The 23,687-nt window shown below is 71.0% G+C and carries 24 protein-coding genes; 13 read left to right on the forward strand and 11 right to left on the reverse strand.

The genetic code is table 11. The features are described 5' to 3' along the window. Positions 1–45: 45 nt before the first annotated feature. Entirely contained in the window at positions 46–1,110 is a 1,065-nt protein-coding gene (locus ACR9Y5_RS13115; protein WP_481298353.1) for an ATP-dependent DNA ligase, read from the forward strand. A gap of 201 nt (positions 1,111–1,311) precedes the next feature. Further along, the gene (locus ACR9Y5_RS13120; protein WP_481298354.1) at positions 1,312–1,986 is read left to right on the forward strand and encodes a UdgX family uracil-DNA binding protein; all 675 of its coding nucleotides are present in this window, start codon (positions 1,312–1,314) and stop codon (positions 1,984–1,986) included. A 12-nt stretch (positions 1,987–1,998) separates the two neighbouring features. Here ACR9Y5_RS13120 and ligD read toward each other — a convergent pair whose 3' ends face one another. After that, positions 1,999–3,018: a non-homologous end-joining DNA ligase gene (gene ligD, locus ACR9Y5_RS13125; RefSeq protein ID WP_481298355.1), complete on the reverse strand. Its 1,020-nt coding sequence runs from the start codon at positions 3,016–3,018 to the stop codon at positions 1,999–2,001. Positions 3,019–3,170: 152 nt separating this feature from the next. Here ligD and ACR9Y5_RS13130 point away from each other — a divergent pair, with 152 nt between their 5' ends. The 3 genes from ACR9Y5_RS13130 (at position 3,171) to ACR9Y5_RS13140 (ending at position 5,973) form a co-directional block, all read left to right on the forward strand. Then, positions 3,171–3,848 carry an endonuclease/exonuclease/phosphatase family protein gene (locus ACR9Y5_RS13130; protein WP_481298356.1) on the forward strand — a complete coding sequence of 226 codons (678 nt, stop codon included), beginning with the start codon at positions 3,171–3,173 and terminating at the stop codon, positions 3,846–3,848. Between the two features lie 39 nt (positions 3,849–3,887). Beyond that, positions 3,888–4,430, forward strand: a complete 543-nt coding sequence (locus tag ACR9Y5_RS13135) for a cysteine hydrolase family protein (RefSeq protein ID WP_481298357.1) — start codon at positions 3,888–3,890, stop codon at positions 4,428–4,430. Between the two features lie 85 nt (positions 4,431–4,515). Beyond that, positions 4,516–5,973, forward strand: coding sequence for a lipase maturation factor family protein (locus tag ACR9Y5_RS13140; RefSeq protein ID WP_481298358.1), 1,458 nt, complete (start codon positions 4,516–4,518; stop codon positions 5,971–5,973). Here ACR9Y5_RS13140 and ACR9Y5_RS13145 read toward each other — a convergent pair. Both ACR9Y5_RS13145 and ACR9Y5_RS13150 read right to left on the reverse strand, forming a co-directional pair. Next, a complete protein-coding gene (locus tag ACR9Y5_RS13145) occupies positions 5,967–6,593 on the reverse strand; it encodes a hypothetical protein (protein ID WP_481298359.1) in 627 nt (208 codons plus the stop codon). The two genes, ACR9Y5_RS13140 and ACR9Y5_RS13145, sit on opposite strands and share 7 nt — an antisense overlap. Positions 6,594–6,658: 65 nt before the next feature. Continuing rightward, entirely contained in the window at positions 6,659–7,045 is a 387-nt protein-coding gene (locus ACR9Y5_RS13150; protein ID WP_481298360.1) for a DUF7144 family membrane protein, read from the reverse strand. Positions 7,046–7,110: 65 nt separating this feature from the next. On the opposite strand from ACR9Y5_RS13150, the gene ACR9Y5_RS13155 reads away from it, so the two are divergent. Further along, positions 7,111–7,410, forward strand: coding sequence for a DUF1905 domain-containing protein (locus ACR9Y5_RS13155; protein ID WP_310128180.1), 300 nt, complete (start codon positions 7,111–7,113; stop codon positions 7,408–7,410). A 4-nt stretch (positions 7,411–7,414) separates the two neighbouring features. On the opposite strand, the gene ACR9Y5_RS13160 is transcribed toward ACR9Y5_RS13155, so the two are convergent. Next, the gene (locus ACR9Y5_RS13160) at positions 7,415–8,107 is read right to left on the reverse strand and encodes a DUF1345 domain-containing protein (protein ID WP_481298361.1); all 693 of its coding nucleotides are present in this window, start codon (positions 8,105–8,107) and stop codon (positions 7,415–7,417) included. A 65-nt stretch (positions 8,108–8,172) separates the two neighbouring features. On the opposite strand from ACR9Y5_RS13160, the gene ACR9Y5_RS13165 reads away from it, so the two are divergent. From ACR9Y5_RS13165 to ACR9Y5_RS13180, 4 genes are read left to right on the forward strand one after another with little or no spacing between them, the layout of a single operon-like run. Further along, a complete protein-coding gene (locus ACR9Y5_RS13165; RefSeq protein ID WP_481298362.1) occupies positions 8,173–8,571 on the forward strand; it encodes a (deoxy)nucleoside triphosphate pyrophosphohydrolase in 399 nt (132 codons plus the stop codon). Then, positions 8,568–9,599, forward strand: coding sequence for a zinc-dependent alcohol dehydrogenase family protein (locus tag ACR9Y5_RS13170; protein ID WP_481298363.1), 1,032 nt, complete (start codon positions 8,568–8,570; stop codon positions 9,597–9,599). Before ACR9Y5_RS13165 ends, ACR9Y5_RS13170 begins: the two co-directional genes overlap by 4 nt. Before the next feature lie 4 nt (positions 9,600–9,603). After that, a complete protein-coding gene (locus tag ACR9Y5_RS13175; RefSeq protein WP_481298364.1) occupies positions 9,604–10,212 on the forward strand; it encodes an HD domain-containing protein in 609 nt (202 codons plus the stop codon). Beyond that, positions 10,212–11,099 carry a 3-methyladenine DNA glycosylase gene (locus tag ACR9Y5_RS13180; RefSeq protein WP_481299581.1) on the forward strand — a complete coding sequence of 296 codons (888 nt, stop codon included), beginning with the start codon at positions 10,212–10,214 and terminating at the stop codon, positions 11,097–11,099. The genes ACR9Y5_RS13175 and ACR9Y5_RS13180 overlap by 1 nt, the downstream gene beginning before the upstream one ends. A 10-nt stretch (positions 11,100–11,109) precedes the next feature. On the opposite strand, the gene ACR9Y5_RS13185 is transcribed toward ACR9Y5_RS13180, so the two are convergent. The 4 genes from ACR9Y5_RS13185 to ACR9Y5_RS13200 all read right to left on the reverse strand — a co-directional run bounded on the left by ACR9Y5_RS13185 (position 11,110) and on the right by ACR9Y5_RS13200 (position 17,794). Beyond that, complete coding sequence (locus ACR9Y5_RS13185) at positions 11,110–13,590, reverse strand: penicillin-binding protein (protein ID WP_481298365.1); 2,481 nt, start codon at positions 13,588–13,590, stop codon at positions 11,110–11,112. Between the two features lie 235 nt (positions 13,591–13,825). Further along, complete coding sequence (locus ACR9Y5_RS13190; RefSeq protein ID WP_481298366.1) at positions 13,826–16,369, reverse strand: ATP-dependent Clp protease ATP-binding subunit; 2,544 nt, start codon at positions 16,367–16,369, stop codon at positions 13,826–13,828. A 97-nt stretch (positions 16,370–16,466) separates the two neighbouring features. Then, the gene (locus ACR9Y5_RS13195) at positions 16,467–17,285 is read right to left on the reverse strand and encodes an aldo/keto reductase (protein ID WP_481298367.1); all 819 of its coding nucleotides are present in this window, start codon (positions 17,283–17,285) and stop codon (positions 16,467–16,469) included. 53 nt (positions 17,286–17,338) lie between these two features. After that, positions 17,339–17,794: an Lrp/AsnC family transcriptional regulator gene (locus ACR9Y5_RS13200; protein WP_481298368.1), complete on the reverse strand. Its 456-nt coding sequence runs from the start codon at positions 17,792–17,794 to the stop codon at positions 17,339–17,341. A 103-nt stretch (positions 17,795–17,897) separates the two neighbouring features. Here ACR9Y5_RS13200 and ACR9Y5_RS13205 point away from each other — a divergent pair, with 103 nt between their 5' ends. Together ACR9Y5_RS13205 and ACR9Y5_RS13210 are read left to right on the forward strand one after the other, a co-directional pair. Next, positions 17,898–18,362, forward strand: coding sequence for a DUF2000 domain-containing protein (locus ACR9Y5_RS13205; protein ID WP_481298369.1), 465 nt, complete (start codon positions 17,898–17,900; stop codon positions 18,360–18,362). 59 nt (positions 18,363–18,421) lie between these two features. Continuing rightward, positions 18,422–19,135: an alpha/beta fold hydrolase gene (locus ACR9Y5_RS13210; protein ID WP_481298370.1), complete on the forward strand. Its 714-nt coding sequence runs from the start codon at positions 18,422–18,424 to the stop codon at positions 19,133–19,135. Between the two features lie 17 nt (positions 19,136–19,152). Here the strand turns inward: ACR9Y5_RS13210 and ACR9Y5_RS13215 are convergent, their stop codons facing one another. Together ACR9Y5_RS13215 and ACR9Y5_RS13220 are read right to left on the reverse strand one after the other, a co-directional pair. Continuing rightward, positions 19,153–19,710, reverse strand: a complete 558-nt coding sequence (locus ACR9Y5_RS13215) for a hypothetical protein (protein WP_481298371.1) — start codon at positions 19,708–19,710, stop codon at positions 19,153–19,155. After that, positions 19,701–21,545 (reverse strand): glycoside hydrolase family 15 protein, encoded by a 1,845-nt coding sequence (locus tag ACR9Y5_RS13220; RefSeq protein ID WP_481298372.1) that lies wholly within the window; start codon positions 21,543–21,545, stop codon positions 19,701–19,703. The genes ACR9Y5_RS13215 and ACR9Y5_RS13220 overlap by 10 nt, the downstream gene beginning before the upstream one ends. 170 nt (positions 21,546–21,715) lie before the next feature. Between ACR9Y5_RS13220 and ACR9Y5_RS13225 the strand changes: the two genes are divergently transcribed. Continuing rightward, positions 21,716–22,804, forward strand: a complete 1,089-nt coding sequence (locus tag ACR9Y5_RS13225; RefSeq protein ID WP_481298373.1) for a DUF998 domain-containing protein — start codon at positions 21,716–21,718, stop codon at positions 22,802–22,804. Positions 22,805–22,884: 80 nt separating this feature from the next. On the opposite strand, the gene ACR9Y5_RS13230 is transcribed toward ACR9Y5_RS13225, so the two are convergent. Next, the gene (locus ACR9Y5_RS13230) at positions 22,885–23,661 is read right to left on the reverse strand and encodes an SDR family oxidoreductase (protein ID WP_481298374.1); all 777 of its coding nucleotides are present in this window, start codon (positions 23,659–23,661) and stop codon (positions 22,885–22,887) included. Positions 23,662–23,687 lie beyond the last annotated feature (26 nt).

Consider the following 23,687-nt stretch of genomic DNA (forward strand, 5'->3'; position numbering starts at 1 on the left):
GACCGCATCCTTCCGGAGGCCGGCGCTTCGCGGCATGATCGGAGCATGCGACCCTACGCCTCGTCCCCGATCGCCCCGATGCTCGCGAAGGCGGTACCCGCCGTGCCGGAGCCCGACAGCGTCGCGGGCGGCCTCACCTACGAGCCGAAGTGGGACGGCTTCCGCGCCATCGTCTACGCCGAGGGCGACGGGGCGGTGGAGTCGGTGGAGATCGGCAGCCGCGGCTCCAAGATGCTGACCCGGTACTTCCCCGAACTGGTGGATGCGTTCCGCCGCATCCTGCCCGCGCCGTGCGTGCTCGACGGCGAGATCGTGGTGCCGACCGGCGAACCGGGCAGCCAGCGGCTGGACTGGGAGGCGCTGTCGCAGCGCATCCACCCGGCGGCCAGCCGTGTGAACCTGCTGGCGGAGCAGACTCCCGCGACGTTCGTCGCGTTCGACCTGCTCGCGATCGGCGACGAGTCGTACGTCGACCGCCCGTTCGGCGAGCGCCGTGCTGCGCTGGAGGAGTTCGCAGGCGGCCTTCCCGCGCCGATCGAGCTGACCCGCACCACCACGGAGGTCGAGCTGGCCCGGCGGTGGCTCGTCGAGTTCGAAGGGGCCGGGCTCGACGGCGTCGTCGCCAAGCCGCTCGCCGGGCCGTACGCCCCGAACAAACGGACGATGCTGAAGATCAAGCACCACCGCACCGCGGATGTCGTGGTGCTCGGCTACCGCATCCACACCAGCGGGCGCGGGGTCGGCTCACTGCTCGTGGGGCTGTACGACGGCGACGGGCAGCTGCGCAACGTGGGCGGCGTCTCCGCCTTCACCGACGCCACGCGGCTCGCCCTGATCGACGAACTGGAGCCGCTGGTCGAGCGCGACGACAGCGGAGCGGCGATGACCGGTGAGACGGATCGGAGCCGTTTCTCCGGCAGCAAGGACGTGTCGTTCGTCCGGCTGCGGCCGGAGCGGGTGCTCGAGGTGCGCTACGACCAGATGGAGGGGATGCGCTTCCGCCACACCGCCCAGTTCGAGCGCTGGCGTCCCGACCGCGAGGCCCGGTCGTGCACGTTCGAGCAGCTGGACCGGCCGATCGCCTACGACCTCGGCGACGTGCTGACCTGAGCTGCGGCGACGTGCTGACCTGAGCTGCGGACCTCTCCCGGTCCGGTGGATGCTCTGAGCTATCGTCGGAGGAAGGCGCTTACATCTCCGACACAAGGCTCTCCAGCAGGAGAATCCGGCGCATCGGGCGCGGATCTCCGACGCACGAGCACGGATCTCCGACGATTGCGCGCTCGCGCGTGGAGTGGTTGCGTGGCCCGCATGGCGGACGAGGAGCGGCCGGGCGCCGAACGGTTCCTTCCGGCCGAGCGCGACCTCCCGGCGCTGCGGGCCGCGGCGGCGGGCTGCCGCGGCTGCGAGCTGTACCGCGACGCGACGCAGGTCGTGTTCTCGAGCGGGCGCGCGGGCACTCCGCTGATGCTGGTCGGCGAGCAGCCGGGCGATCGGGAGGACGTGGAGGGCGAGCCGTTCGTCGGACCGGCCGGCCGCATCCTGGACAAGGCGCTGGGTGACGCCGGGATCGACCGGGCCGACGTGTACCTGACGAACGCCGTGAAGCACTTCCGCTTCCACCGGCAGGGCAAGCGGCGCATCCACGAGAAGCCCGCGGTCGGCAACATCGTGGCCTGCCACCCCTGGCTGGAGGCCGAGTTCGCCGTCGTCCGGCCGCGCGTCGTGGTCTGCCTGGGGGCGACCGCCGGGCGCAGTGTGCTGGGCCGCGCCGTGCGCATCGGAGAGGAGCGCGGAAAGCTGCAGGAGGCGGACGGCCGCGCGGTCCTTGTCACCACGCACCCGTCGGCTCTGCTGCGGCTGCGGGACGACCCGGGATGGGACGCCGCCTACGACGCGTTCGTCGCCGACCTCGAGACGGCGGCCCGGGCTGCGACAAGTGCGACAGCGCACAAGGCGAGCGCAGCCGAAAGCACCCCCGACTGACCGCCGCTCGCCCTACGCCTTCTTCGCCCGGCTCGGCTGGACGCGCGGCGGCTCGCCCGGCATCTTCGGGTAGTCCGGCGGGAACGGCAGCTCGCCGAGCCCGTTCGACAGGTCGCGCTCCCACCAGCCCAGCAGCCCGTCGATGCGGCCGGGGTCCGCGCCGAACGACTCCCACGGGTCTCCGGTCGTGCGCAGGCGCTCCGGCATCGTCAGGATGGTGAACTGCTCGGGGCTCACCTGCTCCAGTTCGTCCCACGCGATGGGCGCCGACACCGGGGCGTGCGGGAGCGCCCGGGGACTGTAGGCGCCGGCCATGGTGCGGTCGCGGTTCGCCTGGTTGAAGTCGACGAAGATCCGCTCGCCGCGCTCCTCCTTCCACCATGCCGTGGTGACGCGGTCGGGCATCCGGCGCTCCAGCTCGCGGGCCGCCGCGATCACGGCGTGCCGCACATCCAGGAACTCGCGCTCGGGGACGATCGGCGCGAAGACGTGGAGGCCGCGATTGCCGGAGGTCTTGATGAAGGCGGTGAGCCCCGCCTCCTGCAGCACGGCCCGCAGCTCGACGGCGGCAGGGACGGCCTCCGCGAAGCCGGTCCCCGGCTGCGGGTCGAGGTCGATGCGCAACTGGTCCGGGTCGTCGGAGTCCTCGGCGCGCGACGGCCACGGGTGGAACACCACCGTGTTCATCTGCGCGGCCCAGACGGCGGCGGCCGGCTCGTCGATGACGAGCTGGGGATGCGACCGGGCGCTCGGGTAGACCACGGGAACGGCGCGCACGTAGTCGGGCGTGCCCCGCGGCGGGTTCTTGGAGAAGAACTGCTCCCCGTCGATGCCGTCGGGGAAGCGCTGCAGCGAGACCGGCCGATCGCCGTTCGCGCGGACGAACGCCTCGCCGACCTCGACCAGGTACTTCGCCACATCCAGCTTGGTGATGCCGTCCTGCGGGAAGATCACCCGGCCGGGGCTCGAGATGCGCACCTCTCGATCGCCCTGAGGGCCTGGAACCGTGAGGATGACCGCGTCGCCTGCCATGCGACCACCGTACCGCTCCGAACCGACGGTGACCGTGATGTGAATTCCTTGTGGGATGCGGTCGCGTCGCTTGAGCGGAGCCGGGAGTGGGACAGAATGGCAGAGCAGGCGCGAACGCGCCGCCCGCGACGGTGGACGTCGAGAAGAGGTGCATGACCCTGAGGATCGTGAGCTACAACCTCCGCAAGCACGCCGCGAGCGGAGAGCTGTCGGCCATCGCCGAAGACTACGACGTCGACGTGCTGTGCCTCCAGGAGTGCGACAGCGAAGCCCTCCCCCAACGGCTGCACCACCTGGTGCTTGCGGACACCACTCGGGCCAACCGGCTCGGGCTCGCCGTGTATGTGCGCGACGAGCGCTACGAGATCCTACACACGCAGGTGTTCGCGGTGCAGAAGTCGCTGCACGACCGGGTGCTCGCCCCCGCCAACGAGCGCCTGCTGGCGGTGCACCTGCGCGACCGCGACAGCGGCGAGGACATCCTGGTCGGCTCGTTCCACGCCGCGCCGCTGACCGCCCTCAACTCACTGCGCCGCAAGCAGATCGCCGCGGCGCACGACGGGATGCGGTCGCTCTCCCCCGAGACCCCCGCGGTGATGGTCGGCGACTTCAACTACCCGTGGTTCATCCGCGGCCTCGAACGTCACCTGACCACCTCCGGCTACACGCTGAAGCGCACGACGCAGCCCACCTACCTGCGCTACAAGTTCTTCTCCGGCTACTTCGACTTCGTCACCTCGACCGGTTTCGAGATCGAGCGGGTGGATGTGCTGCCCGCCGGCGCCTCCGACCACCGGCCGATCCGGCTGGACGCGGAGCTCGCCGCCTGACGCTCGTCGCCTGACGCCCTCCCCTGGCAGGATGGGACCGTGACCGACATCGTGCCCTCCGCCCTGCTCGTGATCGACCTGCAGAAGGGGGTGCTGCACGGCTGTTTCGACGCCGAGGGCGTGCTCGGCCGCGTGGTGCGGCTCGTCGACCGGGCCCGTTCCGCCGGCACGCCGGTCGTGTGGGTGCAGCACGAGGAGGACGGCATGGAGCAGGGCACCACCCCGTGGGAGCTGGCCGACGGCCTCGTTCCCGCCGAGGGCGAGCCGCGCATCCTGAAGCACTACCGCGACGGGTTCGCCGACACCGACCTGGATGACGTGCTGGAGCGTCTCGATGTCGGGCGGCTGGTCGTGACCGGCGCGCAGAGCGACTACTGCGTCCGCACCACCGCGCAGAGCGCCGCGGTGCGCGGCTACGACGTGACGCTGGTCTCCGACGCCCACACCACGACCGACACGGAGTGGGACGGCGTCGAGGTCTCCGGTGAGCAGATCATCGCGCACACGAACCGCTACTTCGACGGGCTGCGCTACCCGGGGCAGCTCTTCGGGGTGGAGCCGGCGGCGTCCGTGCCCGTCTGACCTCGGTTCGGGCTTCGTCCCGGGACTCGTCGCGATCCGGCCGTCGGCGTACGGTGAACCCGTTCCGACCTTCTGGGTGGTGTCGATGGAGTTCCCCGCGTGGCTGACCGGGTGGCTGGCCGGCGACGACTACACGATCGCCCGCGAGATCCTCGAGCGGGGTGTCGCGGCGCTGTACCTGGTCGCGTTCGTCTCCGCGGTGAACCAGTTCCCCGCCCTGCTCGGCGAGCACGGGCTGCTCCCGGTGCGGCGCTTCCTCCGGCACCCGTACGCGCGGAAGCAGCCGACGCTGTTCCGCCGGCGGTACACCGACCGGCTGCTCCGCGCGGTGGCGTGGGCGGGCGCCGCCCTGTCCGCCCTGATCGTGCTCGGGATCGTGCAGCTCGCGCCCACGTACGTCTTCGTCCCCGTCTTCCTGGTCGTCTGGTTCCTCTACCTCTCGATCGTGAACGTCGGCCAGACCTTCTACGGGTTCGGCTGGGAGAGCCTCATCTGCGAGGCGGGCTTCGTCGTCGCATTCCTCGGCGCGTGGGACACCGCTCCCCCGATCACGATCGTGTTCTTCATCCGCTGGCTGGTGTTCCGGCTGGAGTTCGGCGCCGGGATGATCAAGATGCGCGGCGACCGCTCCTGGCGCGACCTGACGGCGCTGTACTACCACCACGAGACGCAGCCGATGCCGAACCCGTTCAGCCGGACCGCGCACCTGCTGCCCAAGTGGTGGCACCGGGTGGAGGTGCTCGGCAATCATTTCGCGCAGCTGATCGTGCCGTGGTTCCTGTTCGCGCCGCAGCCGGTGGCGAGCGTCGCCGCGGCCGTCATGATCCTGACGCAGCTGTGGCTGGTGCTCACCGGCAACTTCGCCTGGCTCAACTGGATCACCATCGTGCTGTGCTTCGCCGGGGTGAGCGACGGCGTCTGGTCGTGGCTGCTGGGCGGCGCCGAGGTCGGTGCCTTCGGCGCCGAGACCGTGCCGCTCTGGTACGCGGTGGTGGCGGTCGCCGTGACGGTGTTCCTGATCGTGCTGAGCTGGCCGCCGCTGCGGAACCTGTTCGCGCGCCGCCAGCTGATGAACGCCTCCTTCAACCGCTGGCACCTGGTGAACGCGTACGGCGCCTTCGGGAGCGTCACGAAGGAGCGGTACGAGGTCGTGGTGGAGGGCACCGCCGACGACCCGTACGACCCGGAGGCGCGGTGGGAGGAGTACGGCTTCCGCGGCAAACCGGGCGACCCGCACCGGGTGCCGCGGCAGTTCGCTCCCTACCATCTGCGGCTGGACTGGCTGATGTGGTTCCTCGCGCTCGGCTCGCGCGACTCGCCCTGGTTCGAGGTGCTGCTGCTGCGGCTGCTGGAGGCGGACGCCCCGACGCTGAAGCTGCTCCGGCACGACCCGTTCGGCGGTCGTCCGCCGCGGTCGGTGCGGGCGCGGATGTTCCTGTACCGGTTCAGCACGCACGCCGAGAAACGCGAGACCGGGGACGTCTGGGTGCGGTCGGAGGTCGGCGAGCTCGTGCCCCCGGTGAGTCTGCGCTCCGGTCAGTAACCGGTGCGCTCGTCCTCCAGCCGGGCGAGGTCGCGCCAGATCAGCAGCCTGAGGCGTGCCGGCTTCTCGCTCTCGTAGTCGGCCTTCAGCGCCTCCGCGCCGGAGAAGGCGTCGAGACCGGCCTCGATGGCGCGGCCCACCTCGTCCCAGGCGTCCTGCCGCCCGCGCTCCACGAGCGCCAGCAGCTCCTCCTCCGAGTCGGCCTTCCTCCGCAGCGCCGCGGCGAGCGCGATCGCTGCGTCGCGTCGCAGCCGCAGGTTGTCAGCATCCACCCGGCGGTAGTCGTGGGGATGCTCGGCGTCGCCACTCAGCTTCTCGGCCGCCTCCAGTTCCTCCTCGATGCGTCCTGCCGCCACGCCCTGCTCGGAGGCGAGCTCGCGGAGCATGGCCGCCGCCTCCATGGCGTGCAGGGCCGGGTCGTACGAGTTGCCGTACTGGATGGTGTCGACGACGATGTGGTTCTTCACCGACATGCGCGTGGCGTATTCCGCGAGCAGCATGCCCTCCTCCACCGACTGTTCCAGGGTCGGCGTCGCGGGCTCCGGAAGGGCGTGCTCGTCGAAGGGCCGCGTGCGCGTCGTCTTCTCGACGCGCTTGCGGAACCGCTTCGGCCAGCGCATGGGACTCCTCGGATCGGGCGGCCGTCGCGCCGCCTCCTCCCATTCTGACCGATGGCGGGATGCTTTCAGCGGCCTGTGAAGAACCCGTTCGCGCGGCGGGTGAAGAGCAGCACGATGATCAGCAGCGACCAGAGGATCTGGACGATGCCGCTCGCCAGCTGACCGGTGAACAGCATGAGCACGCCGTTGAGGATGTCGATGACCATGACGACGGTGACCACCGCCCGCGCGCCCGGACTGCCGCGCAGGAGGCCCCGCGCGACGATGACGACGATGATGCCGAGCAGGATCGAGATGATCGCCGCTGTCGTGATGCCGGCGACCGCGCTGCCGTTCGGGCCGGCCATCTGATCGCGCGTGATCAGCAGGATCACGCCGCCGATGATGTTCAGAATGCCGTTGATGTAGGTGAGGACGGCCACGAAGGTGACCGATCCGGGACGTACCGCCATGCCGTGCCCTCCGCTCCGCCGCGGGGCGCTTCTCGCCCGGGCGCTCCACCGGTAGCTTGGCGGATATGGCCGGTTATCGCTATGAGTTCGAGGCGGAACTGTTCCGGTGGGCCTCCCGCCGCGAGCTGTGGGTGTTCGCGCAGCTCCCTCCCGACGTCTCGGAGGAGATCCGGCTGCAGCCGCATCCACCGGCCGGGTTCGACTCGGTGAAGGTGGTCGTCACCCTAGGCGGCTCGCGCTGGTCGACGTCGATCTTCCCGCAGGCCGACGGCAGCTACGTCGTCCCGATCAAGGGGGCGGTGCGCCGCGCCGAGGGCGTCGAGCTCGGCGACCGGGTGCGGATCGGCGTCGAGACCTTGCTGTGACGGTCTAGCGCGCCCCGGACATGATCGTGTTCAGGGCGAGCACGATGATCAGGCCGTTGAAGAAATAGCTGAGCACCGAGTGCCAGACGATGGTCCAGCGCATCCGGGTCGCCAGCACCTCCACGTCGGAGGCTGCGAAGGTGGTGCCCAGCGTGTAGGCGAAGTACACGAAGTCGACGAAGCGCGGCACCGGCGCCGGCGTGCCCTCGGGATGCGGGAAGCGCAGCATCGGCTCCGCGGCCGCGAAGTAGCGCTGGTAGTAGATCTGCGAGAACCCCCAGTGCAGGAACCCCCAGGCGAGGAGCATCGACCACACCCCGACGAAGTCCGTGACCGACCCGATCTGCGGGTCGTTGTGCAGGGCGAGCACCTGGATGGCCGCGACGAGCCCGATCAAGCTGGACAGGATGGTGGCGATCATCGAGATGAGGCGTGCGAGGCGGCTGGTCTCCCACCGGGCCGGCCGGCTCCCCGGCGGAGCGTCGCGGCGCGCGACGCGGCCCAGCACGATCAGCACGACCACCAGGTAGAGCGTGCCGATCCCGCACCAGGTGGCGAGGAGTTCGAGCGTCGTGGCGTCGTCCTCGGAGAGCACGACCAGCCAGACGCCGACCACGATCATCGCCAGCTGGGCCAGGAGGCTCGCGGCGAGGCCCAGCACGACCATCGGCCGACGCACGGGCGCGCTCTCCGACATACCTGGATGCTAGCGGTGCGACGCCGCGTTCCCGCGCAGGGCGCTGCGCAGGGCAGGATGGAGTGATGCAGCCCCTCCTCGTCGTCGCCGCCGTCCTGCGCGACGGCGACCGTGTGCTGGCCTGCCGCCGCGCGCCCGGCAAGGACGCCGCCGGCCGCTGGGAGTTCCCCGGCGGCAAGGTGGAGGCGGGCGAGACGCCGGAAGCCGCGCTGGAGCGCGAGATCGCCGAGGAGCTCGGGGTGCGCATCCGCGTCGGGGCTCTGCTGGACCGCACGGTGACGTGGCGCGCCCAGGTGCGCCCGATCGACCTGGCCTGCTACGTGTGCCGGCTCGACGGCGACGTCCCGGTCGCGAGCACCGACCACGACGAACTGCGCTGGGTCGCTCTCGACCACCTGAGCGCGCTGGAATGGGCCGAGGCGGACCTCGCCGCGGTCGCCGTCCTGACCCGGGAGATCGCATGAGGGCCCTGTACTACGAACGCTTCGGCGGACCCGTGGAGGTCGCCGCTCTCCCCGACCCCGCGGTCCCGGAGGGCGGCGCCGTCATCCGGGTGGAGGCGTCCGGCCTGTGCCGGAGCGACTGGCACGCCTGGGCGGGCCACGACGACTCCGTCGTGCTGCCGCACGTGCCGGGGCACGAGTTCGCGGGCGTCGTCGAGGCGGTCGGCCGCGGTGTGACGCGCTGGCGTGCCGGCGACCGGGTCACGGCGCCGTTCGTGAACGGCTGCGGCGAGTGCGACTGGTGCCTGTCCGGCCGGGCGCAGGTGTGCCCGCAGCAGACGCAGCCGGGCTTCACCCAGTGGGGTTCCCACGCGGAGCTCGTCGCCGTGCGCGCCGCCGACACCAACCTGGTGCGTGTGCCGGACGGGCTCTCGTCCGACGCGGCGGCGAGCCTCGGCTGCCGCTTCGCGACGGCGTACCGCGCGGTCACGGCGCGGGCGCGCATCCAGCCCGGGGAGTGGCTCGCCGTCTACGGCGCCGGCGGAGTCGGCCTCAGCGCCGTGATGATCGCCTCCGCCCTCGGCGCGCGGGTCGTCGCGGTCGACCGCTCCCCCGCCGCGCTCGAACTCGCTACGCGGCTCGGCGCCGAGGCCACCGTCGCGGCCGGATGGGAGGCGCCTGCGCTCGTGACCGATCTCACCGGGGGCGGCGCCCACGCGTCCGTCGACGCGGTGGGCTCCGCCGAGACGGCGGCCGCGAGCATCCGGTCACTGCGGCGGCGCGGCCGCCACGTGCAGGTGGGCCTGCTCGCGTCGGCCGTCCCGGAGCTGCCGCTCGACCGCGTGATCGCCTGGGAGCTGGACGTGCTCGGCAGCCACGGCATGGCCGCCGCCGACTACCCCGCCATGCTCGACCTGGTCGCCGTCGGACGCCTGCGCCCGCAGGAGCTCGTGCGTCGCTCGGTCGGCTTCGCCGAGGCCGCGCGGCTGCTGGAGACCGCCGACTCCGCGCCCCCGACAGGCATCGCGGTGCTGCATCCGGCAGGATGAGCACATGCGCATCTCCGACTTCGAACGCCCCGACACGGCCGCGGCCCGCGCCGCCGTCCAGATCGCGACGACCTACCACACGCCCTCACTGCTCAACCACGTGGAGCGGTCGTGGCTGTGGGCCGAAGGCTTCGCCGTGCTGCGCGGCCTCGACGCCGACCACGAGCTGCTGTTCGTGTCGGCCCTGCTGCACGACCTCGGCATCGTCCCCGAGTTCGACAACGCGACGCTGGCCTACGAGGACGCCGCCGGCCACGTGGCGATCGCGCTGACCGCGGGCGCCGGGTGGGAGCCGGAGCGCCGGGTCCGCGCCCACGAGGTGATCGTGCGGCACAACTGGCCCGAGGTCGACCCGGCGATGGATGCGGAGGGCCATCTGCTCGAGATCGCCACCGCCCTCGACATCTCCGGCGCCCGCGCCGACGACCTGCCGCTCGACTTCCGGCGGGAGGTGCTCACGGTCTACCCGCGGCTGGAGCTCGCCGCCGAGTTCGGTGCGTGCGTGGCCGACCAGGCCGAGCGGAAGCCCGGCACCTCGGCGCGCCGCCTCGTCGACGGCGGCGTGCAGCGGAAGCTCCGCGACAACCCGCTGGAACGTATCCTCGAAGGGTGATCGCCGCTCCCTGCGCCTCCGTCGTGCTCTCCGCCGACGCGTGGCGCGACCGTGAGCGCGCCCACGCCGAGCGCGCGGACGCGCTCACGGCGGACCACCGGGAGCGGGCGGCCCGCGGTGAGAAGCACCCGGTCTGGGACTTCCTGTTCACCTACTACTCGTACTCCCCGGCGCAACTGCGGCGCTGGCATCCGGGCGCCGGTGTCGAACTGGCGGATGCGGCAGGCGGCGCGCGGGCCTCGTGGCGCTGGTACGCGCCGGGCGCATCCACCGGCTCGCTCACCGTCGACCGTCGGGCCATGGAGGCGGAGAAGGCGCCGCTGCTGCGGACCGTCGAGCGCATCCTCCGCTCCACGGCGTCACGGCCGGGGCGGTTCGGCTGCTTCGGGCTGCACGAGTGGGCGATGGTGTACCGGCAGGACGAGCACCGGCACCCCGTGCCGCTGCGGCTCGGGCGTGAGGCGACGGATGCCGTCGTCGAGTCGCATGAGCTGCGTTGCACGCACATCGACGCGTTCCGCTTCTTCACCCCGGACGCGGTGCCGCTCAACAGGTTCGCACCGACCCGCGAGACGCAGCCGGAGCTGGAGCAGCCGGGCTGCCTGCACGCCGGGATGGACGTCTACAAGTGGGCGATGAAGCTCGGCCCGCTGGCGCCGGGCGAGGTGCTGCTGGACGCGTTCGAGCTCGCGCGGGACATCCGCCTGCTCGACATGCAGGCGTCGCCCTACGACATGCGGCCGTGGGGCGCCGAGCCTGTCGCGATCGAGACCGCGGAGGGCAAGGCGGAGTACGTCCGCCGGCAGCGGGCGTTCGCCGAGCGCTCGAACGCCCTGCGGGCGCGCATCCTGGAGGCCTGGCCCGGAATGGAGCAGGCGGCCGCCTGAGGGCTGCGGCTCAGCCGCCCTTCTTCTTGCCCGGCGGCGCCGGTGTCGGTGTGCTGCCGCCGCCGGGCGTCGGGTTCGCCGTGGGGGGCGCGCCCTGACCGTTGCTCACGGTGAGCGTCACCGAGTCGCCGTCCTCGAGCGACGCGCCGGCGGCCGGGTCGCTCGCCGCCACCGTTCCGGCGGGCTGGTCGCTGGCCACCGGGTTCGGGTCGACGGTCACGTCGAGGCCCAGGCCCTCCAGCAGCTTCTGTGCGACATCGGGCTGCTTGCCCGTGACGTCCGGCATGGTGATCTGGTCGCCGTAGAGCACGGCGTCGGTCGGCTCGGTGAAGTCGGAACCGCCGTACAGCGCGTTCACCGCCTTGAGGATGGGCTTGGCGATCGAGAACTTGACGTTGCCGCCGCCCACGCCGTTGAAGTACAGCGAGCGGAGCGGCGTCTGGCCGGACACGTTCCCGACCCAGGTGGCGGTCGCGACCTTGGTGGTGGAGGTGATGAGCCAGTTCTCGAGCGAGTCGTCGGTCGTGCCGGTCTTCGCCATGATCGGGACGCCGTCGTACGGGTTCGCGCTGGCGGCGGTCCCGCCGCCCTTGATGACGCCCTCCAGGGCGTAGGTCACGCCCGCCGCGATGTCGGGCTCGAGGCCCTGCGTGCAGGTCGTCTTGCTGACCTTGTGGTCGGTGCCGTCGGCGTTGACCACCCGGTCGATCGCGATCGGGGTGCACACCATCCCGTTGTTCGCGATTCCGGCGTAAGCGGTGGCCATGGTGAGCGGCGAGATGTAGTTGACGCCGAGGATCATCGACGGCGTCTGCACCCACGGGTTGCTCGTCGAGGCGGGATGCACGCCGAGCCCCTTCGCGGCGTTCAGGATCGAGCACAGGTCGACCTTGGTGCCCATCTCCGCGAACGCCGTGTTGACCGACTCCGCCGTCGCAGCCATCACCGTGAGGCGGCTCGCGGACCCCTCGTCGTTGGTGACCGGCCACGCCGGGCCGTCGATGTTCGCGCAGGTGTTGGTGAAGTCGGACGTCGGGAAGAGGTGCTGGGAGGCGTTCACCGTCTCGTACAGGCTGTGGCCCGCCTCCAGCCAGGCGGCCAGGTCGAAGGCCTTGAACGTCGAGCCGGTCTGGAAGCCCTGCGAGCCGCCATAGTCCTCGTCGGTGTTGTAGTTCACTGCCGTCGTGCCGTCGATCGGTGTGTCCGTGTTGTTGAAGGCGCGGTTCTGCACCATCGTCACGATGCGCCCCGTGCCCAGTTCGAGCGCGACGTTGGAGGCGCCGAGGTCGATTCCGGGACGGGAGCCGGGGATGTACTTGCTCAGCGACGCCTGAGCCACCTGCTGGAGGTCCAGGTTGAGCGTCGTGTAGATCTTCAGCCCGCCGCGGTTGAGCGTCTGCAGCCGGTCGTCCGAGGTCGCGCCGTAGGCGGGATCGGTCAGGATGACGTCGCGCACGTAGTCGCAGAAGAAGGCGGCGTTGTACTTCTGCGCGGCCGCGCATCCCTGGGCCGTCGGGGTGATCGTGGGCGTGATCTTCGTCGCCTTGGCCGTGTCGCGCTGCTGCTTCGTGATGGTGTGCGTGATGTACATGCGGTCGAGCACGTAGTCGCGGCGGGCCTTGGTCAGCGCGTACCCGTTGGCGGCGCCGTTGTCCTTGTTGTCGGGCTCGTCGATCCGCAGGTTCGCCGGGTTGTTCAGGATGGCGGCGAGCGTGGCCGCCTGGGCGAGGTCGAGCTTCGCCGCGGTCGTGCCGAAGTAGTACTGGGCGGCCGCCTGCACGCCGTACACCTGGCCGCCGAAGCCGACGACGTTGAGGTAGCCGGTGAGGATGTCGCGCTTGCTGTAGTTCTTCTCCACCTCGACGGCGTAGCGCATCTCCTGCACCTTGCGCTGCAGCGTGACGCCGGCCGCGTCGGCGTAGCACGCCTGGACCTTCTTCTGGCTGGTCAGCGCCTCGCACTTCTCGACCTCGACGTTCTTCACGTACTGCTGCGTGATCGACGAGCCGCCCTGCACGTCTCCCCCGGCGACGGTGGCGACCGCGCCGCGCAGCGTGCCCCAGATGTCGACGGCGCCCTCGGTGTAGAACCGCGGGTCCTCGGCCGAGACGGTCGCATCCTTCATGGTCTGCGCGATCTGCTCGAACGAGACGTCCTGCCGGTTCTGTGCGAAGAAGGTGGCGATGGGCACATCCTGACCGCCCTGCTTGGCGTAGACGGTCGAGTTCTGCGCGAACTGCTGGATGTGCAGGTCGGCCGGCAGCGCGTTGAAGTCGCTCACGCCGGCGGCCGCGGTGGCGCCCAGTCCGAGGAATCCGGGCAGCAGGAACAGCGAGCTGAGCACGGCGGCGACGAGTGCGAGGCCCAGGAACTGGGCGATCAGGCCGCCGCGGGTGCGTGCGGGCTTCAGCTCGAAACGCTTGACAGGCTCGAGCCGCTCATCGAGGGCGGCCAGGCGTGCGGGCAGGCGGGTTCCATCGGAGTCGGGCACGCTCTCCAGGCAACCAGGCCTGGCTGGGCGGCAACAGGGGGTTGCGTGTGCGTCGCTTTACACATGTTCAGGATGCGTACATCCCGCCGGCCCGACCCGTTCAGGCATCGAGGGGGCGCAACACGCCGTTATGCGTACGGGATAACGGCGTGTTGCGCCCCCTCGATGCGGTGGATGCGCGAAGCGCCGGCCCTGGGACAGGGCCGGCGCTTGAGCGGGTGACGACGGGAGCGGGTTACGCCGCGACGGGGACCGCCGCGGGGGCGGCGGCGACGCGGAGGTCGCCGGCCTCGGCGTCGACGATCACGCGGCCGCCCTCGGCGAGCTCGCCGCTCACCATCAGCTCGGCGACGCGGTCGTCGACCTCGCGCTGGATCACGCGGCGGAGCGGGCGGGCGCCGTACTCCGGCTCGTAGCCCGTGTCCGCGATCCAGGCGACCGCCTCATCCGTCGCCTCGAAGGCGATGTCGCGGGCGGCCAGCCGGGAGGCGGTCGCGTTCAGCAGCAGGCGGACGATGTCGCGCAGCTGCACGGCGTCGAGCTTGCGGAACAGCACGATCTCGTCGATGCGGTTCAGGAACTCCGGACGCATCGCCTCACGGAGCTTGCCCATCACGCGGTCGCGGATGTCCTTCTCCGACGCGAAGCCATCCGAGCCGGCCGGTACGAAGCCGAGGGCTCCGCTACGGCTGGCGAGGAACTCCGAGCCCAGGTTCGAGGTCATGATGACCACCGTGTTGCGGAAGTCGACCGTGCGGCCCTGGCCGTCGGTCAGGCGGCCGTCGTCGAGCACCTGCAGCAGCAGGTTGAAGACGTCCGGGTGGGCCTTCTCGATCTCGTCGAACAGCACCACCGAGTACGGGTTGCGGCGCACGCGCTCGGTCAGCTGACCGGCCTCGTCGTAGCCGACGTACCCGGGAGGGGCGCCGACCAGGCGGGCGACGGTGTGACGCTCGCCGAACTCGCTCATGTCGAAGCGGAGCATCGCCTTCTCCGAACCGAAGAGGGATGCGGCGAGCGACTTCGCCAGCTCGGTCTTGCCCACGCCCGTGGGGCCGAGGAAGAGGAAGCTGCCGACCGGGCGGCGCTCGTCACCGAGACCGGTGCGGTTGCGCCGGACGGCCTTGGCGACCGCGACGACCGCATCGTCCTGACCGACCACGCGCTCGTGCAGCTCGGACTCGAGCCGCGCCAGGCGGGCTCGATCGGCCTCGCCGACACGGGACACCGGGATGCCGGTCGCACGCGAGACGATTCCCGCGATCTCCGGCTCGCCGACCACCGCATCCACCCGGGGTGCGGCGGCGAGCTCGTCCAGGGACCGCTGGACCGACTCGATCTCGTCGCGCAGGCGCGACGCCTCCTCGTAGTGCTCGGCCGCGACGGCGGAGTTCTTCTCGGACTCCAGCGTCGCCAGGCGCTCCATGAGTGCGGACGAGTCCACCCGCTTGCCGAGCGACAGCCGCAGCCGGGCGCCGGCCTGGTCGATCAGGTCGATGGCCTTGTCCGGCAGGAAGCGGTCGGAGATGTAGCGGTCGGAGAGCTCCACCGCGGCGCGGATCGCGTCGTCGGTGTAGCGCACGCCGTGGTGCTCCTCGTACGCGGCACGGAGGCCGTCGAGGATGAGCACGGCGTCCTCGATCGAGGGCTCGCCGACGGTCACCGGCTGGAAGCGGCGCTCCAGCGCCGGGTCCTTCTCGATGCGGCGGTACTCCTTGAGCGTGGTCGCGCCGACCAGGTGCAGGTCGCCGCGGGCAAGGCGCGGCTTGAGGATGTTGCCGGCGTCCATGCCGCCGGACTCGCCGGACCCTCCGGCGCCGACAACGGTGTGCAGCTCGTCGATGAACACGATCAGCTGGTCCTTGCCGTCGCTGATCTCGTCCATGAGCTTGGTGAGCCGCTCTTCGAAGTCGCCGCGGTACCGGGTCCCTGCGACCATCCCCGCGAGGTCGAGCGAGACGACCTTCTTGTCCTGCAACTGCTCGGGCACGTCGCCGGACGCGATCGCGCGGGCCAGGCCCTCGACGATCGCCGTCTTGCCTACGCCCGCCTCGCCGACCAGCACCGGGTTGTTCTTGGTGCGGCGGGAGAGGATCTCGACGGTCTGCTCGATCTCGTCGAGCCGGCCGATGACCGGGTCCAGCTTGCCGTCGCGGGCGAGCGCGGTCAGGTCGGTGCCGAACTGGTCGAGCATCGGCGTCTCGGAGCCGCTCTCGGCGGCCTCGGGCCCGGCCGTGCCGCCGCCGACGGTGGTGCTCTGGCGCATCGCCTCGGTGAGGGCCTCCGGCGTCACGCCTGCGGCCTGCAGCACGCGGCCGGCCGGGGCGTCCCGGCCGATCACGAGCGCGAAGAAGACGTGCTCGGGGTCGATGTACGTCGCACCGGAGGCCTGCGCCACCTGGTACGCGTGGAAGAGGGTCCGCTGAAGCGGGCCGGTGATGGAGGCGCCGTCGGCGTGGATCACGTCGCCCGGGGCGGGCAGGCGCGACTCGGCCGCCTCCGCGACCCGGGAGGGGTCGACGCCGATGCGGCGCATGGCGTCGGCGGCCGGCTCCTGCTCGGCCATCACGCGCAGCACGTGCAGCGCGTCGAGCTCGCTGTGGCCGTGCTCCAGCGCGAACCGTCCGGCCTCCGCCAGGATCTCCTGGGTGCGCCGGCTGAGGAAGCGGCTGATGTCGATGGAGCGTGCGTTACGCGCACGCTCACCCGCGAGGTACCGCGCGAGGAACTCGTCGAACGAGTTCGCGCCGTCACCGTCGGGAGTGAAGTTCTCAGGCACGTGTTCTCCTGTTTCTGAAAGTTGAGCCTTGTGCACTCAAGTCCAACGCAGGAGGGACAGGATTATTCCGTCGTGCCGGGATGCGCGTCCGGGTCGGTCACTCCCCCGCCTCGAGCGCGTCGAGGGCGGCCACATCCTCGGCCGACAGCTCGAAGTCGACGTCGGCGTTCTCGCGGATGCGCTCCGGCGTGGTCGACTTCGGGAGCGGAAGGATGTCCTTCTGCAGCAGGTAGCGGATGCTGACCTGCGCGACCGACTTGCCGTACTTCTCGGCGATCCGCTTGATGTCGGCGTTGTCGAGCAGCCGGCCGGTCGCGAGCGGGGAATAGCCCTCGACGAGGATGTCGTGCTCCTTGCTGAAGGCCGTCGTCTCCGGCTGCGTGTTGCCGACGAACCAGCGGATCTGATTCGCGTGCGGCACCACGTCGGTCGAGCCGAGCAGCGACTCCAGGTCGGCGACCTCGAAGTTGCTGACGCCGATGGCGCGCGTGCTTCCGGCCTCGTAGACCTCCTCGAAGACCTTCCAGACCTCGATGTTGCCGGCACGGTGGTCGCTGCCGATCGCGTTCCACGGCCACGGCGCGTGGATGAGGTAGAGGTCGATGTGGCCGAGGTCGAGGAGCGCGAGCGAGCGCTCGAACGCGTGCCGTGCGCCCGCGGCGTCCTTCACCTCGGCGGGGCACTTGGTCGTGATGAAGATCTCGTCGCGCGCGATACCGCTGTCGCGCACCGCGCGTCCCACGCTCGCCTCGTTGCCGTAGGCGCGGGCCGTGTCGATGTGCCGGTAGCCGGCGTCGAGTGCGGTGCGCACCGAGTCGTAGGTCTCGGACCCGTCCGGGATCTGCCAGGTGCCGAAACCGATCTTGGGGATGGTGACGCCGTTGGAGAGGGTGAAGGTGTCGGTCAGTGCGGGCATGGGGGTTCCTTCCTGAAGGATGCGGTGCCGCATATCGTAGCCCCGCCGCGCGATCAGTCGACCGGCTCAGGGTGGCTGTTCCGGAGATGCTCGTAGACGACGCTCGTGCGCACGTCGGCGATTTCGCGGCGCTGGGTCAGCCGGTCGATCACGAACGCGTACAGGCTCTCGTTGTCGGCGACGGCGACGTGGATGATGAAGTCCTCGTTTCCGCTGGTCACGAAGACGCCGAGCGTCTCGGGCAGCGACGCCACCCAGTCCCGGAACCCTTCTATCACCGGACGCGACGGCGGCCGGATGCGCACAGCGATGAGTGCCTGCACCGGCCGGCCGATCGCGGCGAGGTCGACATCCAGTACGGCGCCGCGGATGATGCCGCGGCGACGCAGCAGGCGGGTGCGCTCGAGCGCCGTGCTCGGGGAGACGCCGACGGCCGCGGCGACGTCGCGGTTGCTGCGCCGCGCATCCGACTGGAGTTCGCGCAGGATCGCCCGATCAAGTTCGTCCATGGGCGTGATTGTAGCCCGCTTGCCGAACGAAATTCGGCAGACCAGCAGTGGGCTTGCATCCTCGATAGATTCACCCTCGATCCCCCGAACGAAGGAGACCTGAATGCCCGTACCCGTCGGCTTCCGACCGGACGAGATCGACACCGCCGCGCCGACGCGCTCGGCCCGGCTCAAGTGGGTGATCGTCGTGGATGCCGCACTCGCCACCGGGATCGCCGTCAATGCGGCCGCCTGCGTCGCCGCCGCGACGCAGGCGCACGTGGGCGGCCTGCTCGGGTCCGCGGCGGTGGACTCCGACGGCAGCGAGCACCCGGGTCTCCCGTGGGCGGGATGCTCGGTGCTGGCCGCCACAGCCGGGCAGCTCGTGGGCATCCGGGCGAAGGCGGAGTCCTCGGAAGGCGTCTTCGTCTCGGACATGCCGGTCGCCGCCCAGCAGACCCGCGTCTACGACGAGTACCTCGCGACCGTCGCGGCCGCCGCCTCCCTCGACCTTCCGCTTGCGGCGGTCAGCGTCGTCGGACCGCGCAACCGCGTCGACCGGATCGTCGGCCGCCTGCCGCTGCTCTGAGACCGCGTCACGCCGATCGGCCCTCCCGCGATGTCGGCGGCGGGCGCTACCGTCAGCCCATGGAGATCGTTCTCGTACCCGGATTCTGGCTCGGCGCCGACGCGTGGCGCGAGGTGACGCCCGTCATCGAGCGGGCCGGTCATCACGCGCACCCGCTCACCCTGCCCGGGCTGGCGCCCGGCGACACCGACCGCGGCAGCATCCACGTCCGCGACCAGGTCGACGCCATCGTGCGACGGATCGACGAGGTGGGCCGGGCCGGTGAGCGCGACGTCGTCCTGGTCGGTCACTCCGGCGGCGGTCCGCTGTCGTACGCGGCCACCGCCGAGCGGCCGGACCGCATCGCGCGGACGGTGTACGTCGACTCCTGGCCGCTAGGCCCCGGCGGTGTGATCGCCGGCGACCTGACCCCGGTCGACGGCGAGATCGACCTGCTGCCGTGGGACGAGTTCGAGGACGCCGACCTGGTCGACCTGACGGACGAGCAGCGGGAGGAGTTCCGCCGCACCGCCGTCCCGGAGCCCGGCGCCGTCCCGACCACCCCGATCGAGCTGGCGGACGACCCGCGGCGCCGGTCGGTCCCGGCCACCATCGTCGCGTGCGAGTTCACGCCGGCCGACCTGCGCTCGTGGGTCGACTCCGGCTCGCCCGTGCTGGCCGAGGTCGGGCGGCTCGAGCGGCTGGACGTGGTCGAACTCCCCACCGGCCACTGGCCGATGTTCACCCGCCCGGCCGAGCTGGGAGCGCTGCTGGCGGAGCTCGCCGACCGCTGAGCGCGCCGGTGCGCAGCTCAGTGCTGCAGTGCGCTCTTCAGCAGGATCACCGCGACCCCGAAGGCTCCGGTGACCGCCGCACCCGAGAGGCAGACGAGCAGCGAGCGGCCGCGCACGAAGAACACCGAGAAGCCGAGCAGCGCGAGCATCAGCACCGAGAGCCAGAGCGACAGGTTCACGCCGAAGTCTGCCGGCAGCACGCCGAGCGCCGCGAGGAGAAGTGGGATGCTCGGCACGATCGCCGCTTCCAGCATCCCGCCGGACTCGCTCAGCGCATAGCGAACCGAGTCGCGCACGCGGTCGCCGTCCCGTCCCGCCTCGCCGTGGAAGCCGAGCGCTGTGGAGTACACGTGCGCGACCCAGAACACGACGATGCTGACGAGGCTGAACACCAGCAGCCGGACCGCCGACGCCTGGTCGTCCTTCGCGCCGGAGGCCGCGGCCACCACGCTCGCGTAGACGATCGTGCCGTAGATGGCCGCCGGCGACCCCCAGTGCCGCCAGAGGCCTCGGTGGATGGTCGTGTCACGCCCGGCAGCGCCCTCGCGTCCCTCGTCGGAGTCGTTCAGGTCCATGCGGGCCGGGCCGAACGGGTCGCGAGCGCCGCGTCCAGGTCGATCGCGGCCCGGATCAGCGCCAGATGGGTGAAGGCCTGCGGGAAGTTGCCCAGCTGCAGACCGCTGGGGTCGACCTCCTCGGCGTACAGGCCCACGTGGTTGCCGTACGTGAGCATCTTCTCGAACGCGTACTCCGCCTCGTCGAGGCGTCCCGCGTCGGTCAGCGCCATCACGTAGAAGAAGGTGCAGAGCGAGAACGTGCCCTCCGCACCGGGCAGGCCGTCCGGCGAGGCTGCGGGGTTGTAGCGGTACACCAGGCTGTCGGTGACCAGCTCCTCCCCGATGGCGTCGAGCGTGGAAAGCCACATCGGATCCTGCGGCGAGATCATCCCGACCTGCGGCATCAGCAGGGTGATGGCGTCCACCACATCCGTGCCCGGGTACTGGGTGAAGGCCTTCCGTTCGGGATTCCAGCATTTCGTGAACACCTGCTCGTAGATGGCGTCGCGCGCCGCCGTCCACTGCTCCAGCGGCGCGGGGAGGCCGCGGTCGCGGGCGATGCGCAGCCCGCGGTCGAAGGCGACCCAGCACATGATGCGGCCGTAGGTGAAGTCCTTCCTGCCCCCGCGGGTCTCCCACACCCCCTCGTCGGGCTGGTCCCAGTTCTCCGCCAGCCAGTCCAGGATGCCGCGGAGCTTGGTCCAGCCCGGATTGCCGATCGGCCGGAACCGCTCGCCGATGGCCAGCGCCTCCATCGCCTCGCCGTAGATGTCCAGCTGCAGCTGGTCGGCTGCGCCGTTCCCGATGTGGACCGGCCGGGAGCCGGCGTATCCGGTGAAGTGGTCGAGGGTGATCTCTTCGAGGTCGGACGACCCGTCGATCCGGTACATGATCTTGAGCGGACCCGACGCCTCACCGACCTGCTCCACCACGCGATCGGCCGCCCACAGCATGAAGGCGATCGCCTCCTCGGTGTAGCCCAGCGAGAGCAGCGAGAACACGGAGAACGAAGCGTCGCGGATCCAGGTGTACCGGTAGTCCCAGTTGCGCACGCCGCCCAACTGCTCCGGAAGCGCCGCGGTGGGGGCCGCGACGAGCGCACCGGACGGGGCGTACTGCAGCAGCTTGAGGACCATGGCCGACCGCTCGACCGACTCCCGCCAGCGCCCGGTGTAGGTGCTGCGCGACAGCCAGTCGCGCCAGAAGTTCACCGTGTCGCGGAACAGCCGCATCCCGCGCGCCCGCCCGATGTCGCGCGGCTCGCCGCTCGGCTCGGTCTCGAAGACGAACAGCCGCAGGTCGCCGGTCGCCATCGTGATGGTCGTGTCGACGTCGTCCCCGTCCAGCACGTCCGGACCGACGCCATGCAAGGCCGCGCTGGTCTCGCCGTCCTCGAACCGCACCCCGTGCCGCGACGCGGTCGCGGTGTGCGGGCGGCGACCGTAGTCGAACCGCGGGCGGCATTCGATGCGGAAGTCGAGCGTCCCCCGCACCACCCGGATGCCGCGTACGATCACCCGGCTCGCGGTCGCCACGGTCGGCTCGTCCGCCACCGGCATGAAGTCGATCACCTCGCCCACGCCGTCCTCGGACATGAAGCGGGTGATCAGCACCGCCGTCTGCGGGAAGTACATCTGCTTGACCCGCATCCGCTCCCCCACGGCCCGGATGCGGAAGTAGCCGCCCTTCTCCGGATCGAGCAGCGACGCGAACAGCGACGGCGAGTCGAACCGCGGGGCACAGAACCAGTCGATGCTGCCCTCGGTGGAGACGAGGGCGATGGTCTGCAGGTCGCCGATCATGCCGTGGTCGTCGATGGCGGGGATCCCGTCCCCGTTGGTTCTCGTCTCCATGTCCGCCCCTTCTGGCCGGGGACCCGGTCTCGCGCGCATGCTAACGCCGGTCTCGCGAGCGCGGGAAGGCACCACGGAGGTCGCGCGGGTTCGCGCGAGAGGTGGATCAGCGCTGTCTTGCCCGGCGCCCCCCGCGCGAGGCATCATGCGGCCGAAGAGGGGTGGACGCCATGACCGAGACCCGGCAGCGGAGCACCGAACGCGTGACGGCACGCGCCGCCGCGCTCAACCTGGAGGGCGCTGCGATCGTGGTCGGGGGCACGGCCCTGGTGCTGGGCGCGCTGGCGTCCCTGCCGTTCTTCTGGGGCCGTTCGCTCCCCATCTCCGGGCCCGGCTCCGTCTCGCAGTTCACGGCCCTGGCCGCCGGCGTCGTCGCCGTCGCGGCCTACCTCGTCGGTCGCTTCTGGCACCGGGATGCGCTGACGCCGTTCGGCGGTGCCCCGACCCGGCATCCGGGCGGCGACCACTCGGCGCGCCGGGCGGTCACCGGCTCCGCCGTCTTCGACACGGTCGTGATCGGCATCGCGCACGGCATCATCGCGCTGCTCGGCTGGCTCGCCCTCGGCGCGGTGCTCGCCGACGGATTCACGGACGCGACCGTCTACGCCGTCTCCGCGACCGCGCTGGCGGGGGTCGCGGTGGGCGTGACGGCCTACGCCGTGTTCCTCTCGGCGACGCGCATCGACCTGATGCGGCTGTCGACCGTGCTCGCGGTCTTCGCGATCGTCGGCATCATCGCCGCGATGCTCAGCGCCCCGGATCCGCACTGGTGGCAGTACCACCTGAGTGCCCTGGGCATGTCGAACACCGTCTCGTCGTTGACGTTCAACCTCACACTGATCGTCGCCGGTCTGATGATGGCGGCGATCGCGCGCTACGCGACCGACCTCACCGGCGTCGAGCCCGAGCAGCGGCCGCGGCTGCTCCGGGTGCGCGTGTGCCTCATCCTGATCGGCGTGCTGCTGGCCGGGGTCGGGCTGTTCCCGCTGGACGTGTCGCAGATCCTGCACAACGTGTCGGCGGTCGGCATGCTGATCGCGTTCGCGCTGCTCGTGTTCTGGGTCCGGCGCGCACTACCCGGGGCGCCGCGCTCGTTCTTCGTCTTCGGGTACGTGTCGTTCGGCGTGATCGTGCTGGTCGCCATCTTCTTCGTCACCGGCTACTACGTGCTCACGGCGACCGAGCTGGTCGCCGGGGTCATCGTGTTCGGCTGGCTGACCGTGTTCCTCCGCGTGAGCGGAGCGGGGGCACGGGGGTGACCCGGCCGGGTCCGCGGTGCTCCGCGGGCCCGGCCGTGGTCGCACCGCGCGGCCATCGGCTTCGAGCGACGGCGTGCCGCTCAGGCGGCGGCGTCCCGCGCGTGCGGGTCGGACGCGTTCAGCACCTCGACCACGCGGTCATAGTCGCCCCGGGCCTCGCCGTAGCGCAGGAACTTGACGCGCTCGACCTGCAGCTCCTTCGCGTCCGGCTGCGTCTCGATGAGCTGCATCACCTCGGAGACGAACTCGTCGACCGGCATGGCGAACTCGCTCTCCTCTTGACCGGGCAGCAGGCCCGTGCGCACCGCGGGCGGCTCGAGTTCGACCACGCGCACCGACGTGTCGGCCAGCTGCAGCCGCAGGCTCTCGCTCAGCATGTGGATGGCGGCCTTGCTCGCGTTGTAGCTCGGCGTGACCTTCAGCGGGGTGAAGGCGAGACCGGAGGAGACGGTCACGATGGTGGCGTCGGGCCGCGACCGCAGGTGCTCCACGAAAGCGGCGATGAGCCGGATCGGGCCGAGCAGGTTGGTCGTGACGACCTCCTCGGCCGAGTCGAGGAAGCCGGCCGGGGTGTGCCAGTCCTCGACGCGCATGATCCCGGCCATGGCGACCAGCACGTTGAGGTCCGGGTACGCGGCGAGCACCTCGGCGGCGGCCTCCCGGATGCTGCCGGCGTCGGCGGTGTCGATGCGGACGGTGCCGATCCCGGGGTGCTCCACGGCGATCCGTTCGAGCAACTCGGTGCGGCGTCCGCCGACGATGACCGTGTTTCCGCGCTCCTTCAGGGCGACGGCGAGGGCGAGCCCGATGCCGCTGGTGGCTCCGGGGATGAAGACGGTGTTCCCTGTGATGTTCATGCCTCCACTGTCGGGCGGCCGGCGGA

It is taken from the genome of Leifsonia sp. KNZ13-11D, assembly GCF_056754895.1.

Excerpts from the sequence above, each read along its gene's own strand:
- ACR9Y5_RS13155 (WP_310128180.1), top strand. The coding sequence starts at position 7,111 with ATGGCCGGTTATCGCTATGAGTTCGAGGCGGAACTGTTCCGGTGGGCC.
- ACR9Y5_RS13170 (WP_481298363.1), top strand. The coding sequence starts at position 8,568 with ATGAGGGCCCTGTACTACGAACGCTTCGGCGGACCCGTGGAGGTCGCC.
- ACR9Y5_RS13130 (WP_481298356.1), top strand. The coding sequence starts at position 3,171 with ATGACCCTGAGGATCGTGAGCTACAACCTCCGCAAGCACGCCGCGAGC.
- ACR9Y5_RS13120 (WP_481298354.1), top strand. The coding sequence starts at position 1,312 with ATGGCGGACGAGGAGCGGCCGGGCGCCGAACGGTTCCTTCCGGCCGAG.
- ACR9Y5_RS13115 (WP_481298353.1), top strand. The coding sequence starts at position 46 with ATGCGACCCTACGCCTCGTCCCCGATCGCCCCGATGCTCGCGAAGGCG.
- ACR9Y5_RS13195 (WP_481298367.1), bottom strand. The coding sequence starts at position 17,285 with ATGCCCGCACTGACCGACACCTTCACCCTCTCCAACGGCGTCACCATC.
- ACR9Y5_RS13140 (WP_481298358.1), top strand. The coding sequence starts at position 4,516 with ATGGAGTTCCCCGCGTGGCTGACCGGGTGGCTGGCCGGCGACGACTAC.
- ACR9Y5_RS13210 (WP_481298370.1), top strand. The coding sequence starts at position 18,422 with ATGGAGATCGTTCTCGTACCCGGATTCTGGCTCGGCGCCGACGCGTGG.
- ACR9Y5_RS13200 (WP_481298368.1), bottom strand. The coding sequence starts at position 17,794 with ATGGACGAACTTGATCGGGCGATCCTGCGCGAACTCCAGTCGGATGCG.
- ACR9Y5_RS13205 (WP_481298369.1), top strand. The coding sequence starts at position 17,898 with ATGCCCGTACCCGTCGGCTTCCGACCGGACGAGATCGACACCGCCGCG.
- ACR9Y5_RS13150 (WP_481298360.1), bottom strand. The coding sequence starts at position 7,045 with ATGGCGGTACGTCCCGGATCGGTCACCTTCGTGGCCGTCCTCACCTAC.
- ACR9Y5_RS13230 (WP_481298374.1), bottom strand. The coding sequence starts at position 23,661 with ATGAACATCACAGGGAACACCGTCTTCATCCCCGGAGCCACCAGCGGC.
- ACR9Y5_RS13145 (WP_481298359.1), bottom strand. The coding sequence starts at position 6,593 with ATGCGCTGGCCGAAGCGGTTCCGCAAGCGCGTCGAGAAGACGACGCGC.
- ACR9Y5_RS13220 (WP_481298372.1), bottom strand. The coding sequence starts at position 21,545 with ATGGAGACGAGAACCAACGGGGACGGGATCCCCGCCATCGACGACCAC.
- ACR9Y5_RS13225 (WP_481298373.1), top strand. The coding sequence starts at position 21,716 with ATGACCGAGACCCGGCAGCGGAGCACCGAACGCGTGACGGCACGCGCC.
- ACR9Y5_RS13160 (WP_481298361.1), bottom strand. The coding sequence starts at position 8,107 with ATGTCGGAGAGCGCGCCCGTGCGTCGGCCGATGGTCGTGCTGGGCCTC.
- ACR9Y5_RS13165 (WP_481298362.1), top strand. The coding sequence starts at position 8,173 with ATGCAGCCCCTCCTCGTCGTCGCCGCCGTCCTGCGCGACGGCGACCGT.
- ACR9Y5_RS13175 (WP_481298364.1), top strand. The coding sequence starts at position 9,604 with ATGCGCATCTCCGACTTCGAACGCCCCGACACGGCCGCGGCCCGCGCC.
- ACR9Y5_RS13215 (WP_481298371.1), bottom strand. The coding sequence starts at position 19,710 with ATGGACCTGAACGACTCCGACGAGGGACGCGAGGGCGCTGCCGGGCGT.
- ligD (WP_481298355.1), bottom strand. The coding sequence starts at position 3,018 with ATGGCAGGCGACGCGGTCATCCTCACGGTTCCAGGCCCTCAGGGCGAT.